Origin of the sequence: Mesorhizobium sp. M8A.F.Ca.ET.208.01.1.1 (assembly GCF_004791315.1) — a bacterium.
GTDB lineage: Bacteria > Pseudomonadota > Alphaproteobacteria > Rhizobiales > Rhizobiaceae > Mesorhizobium.
In genome coordinates, this window is sequence record NZ_SRUT01000028.1 from 1 (window position 1) to 1,298 (window position 1,298).

Here is a 1,298-nt window from a genome sequence, read left to right on the forward strand (position 1 = left end):
CGCCATAGGCACCGATATTGAGGCCGACGGATATGTAGCCGGCGGTGAAGTTCGGAAGCGTTATACCAAACAGCGGCAACACGAAGAAAATCCAATATAGCTGCACTAGCAGCGACGTTCCGCGGAACACTTCAATGTAAATCACCGAAGCGCCGCGGACCAGCGGGTTTCTCGAAATCTTTCCAAGTCCTGCCACATGGGCGACCAAGATCGCAATGAGAGCAGCGAGCAGGAACTGCGTGCATGTGACCAGCGTTCCCTGCAGTAGAACGGGCTTAAATTGTTGGAGAAACTCCAAAATTGACATTCACCATCCTCTTTACGCATCGGAACTAAGGCCTAGTCCCGAATGCCACCGTCAGTGGAGGGCGCTAGCTCTGCGGTCCTGTTTCTTGGGCATAGGGTCGAATCTCAGAGCTCACATGACCCGACAAATGTCCTTCCATAACCCTCCGTCTGGCCGTTAAGGTAGCACGCTTCCAAGACCGATTTGGGCTCGTATAGCTCGTGCCCCGCAGGAAATCTGCGTTCTTTTTGGTATTGGCGCACAATCTGACCGAGGAAAGACCTGTTCCGTTATGGGGGCAGCGCCAGGGGGAGACAACCCCGGCGGGAAGCCGTACCCAGCAACTCGGCATCCGCCACATTGCAATGACCTGGCTGGCGCCGTCCGGCGGCGACCCCTCCCCGGAATACCAGAAATCGCGTGATCTCACATGCGCAGAAGGCATCAGGGTGCGAGGTGCAGTGCGCGACATAGCAGAGCTGCGGGTCCTCATGCGGAACGTGCTGGCCCTTCCGGCAAGAGCTGACGCCGCATCGCTGGAGCTTTAGCGCAAGCGTTCGCCAACGACGTCAAGGCCGTCCGTAAGGCAGCGCGGTACCCGTTCGAGGTCGTCCGAATCTTCGCGAATGATGTCCGAGAAAATCTGCTCGAAAAGAGGGAGTGGCGGTGCCGCGGGCCAGACATATGACCTGAACCGCAATAAGTTGAGCAATTTTTCAATCCTGAACTGGCAGCCGTGGCCCTCTGATCAGCCCATCGCGTCCGGCGCTACGTTCGCGCAACGAAAAAGCTTGGCAAATGCCGGCGTCTCGGCCGCCACACCCAACGTGTGGCGGATGGCGAACAACTGCTGGCGACAACTAGGTCAAGTGGAGCTGTTGCGGACGCTGTTGCCCGAACCAGACAAGGGTTGTGAGATCCGGATGCCAATATTTCTGGTCTGCACGTAGCCATCAAGGGCTTCCTGACCCTTTTCCCTGCCGTAGCCAGACTTCTTCACTCCACCGAACGG

2 protein-coding genes are annotated in these 1,298 nt (G+C 57.5%); both read right to left on the reverse strand.

Going from position 1 to position 1,298, the window contains the following annotated elements; translation table 11 throughout:
• Positions 1–307, reverse strand: a 307-nt coding sequence (locus EN851_RS34085; RefSeq protein ID WP_145972393.1) for an ABC transporter permease subunit, incomplete at its 3' end; no start/stop codon positions are given.
• An 844-nt stretch (positions 308–1,151) separates the two neighbouring features.
• The coding region (locus EN851_RS34090) for an aldehyde dehydrogenase family protein (protein WP_127316361.1) at positions 1,152–1,298 on the reverse strand (147 nt) is incomplete at its 5' end.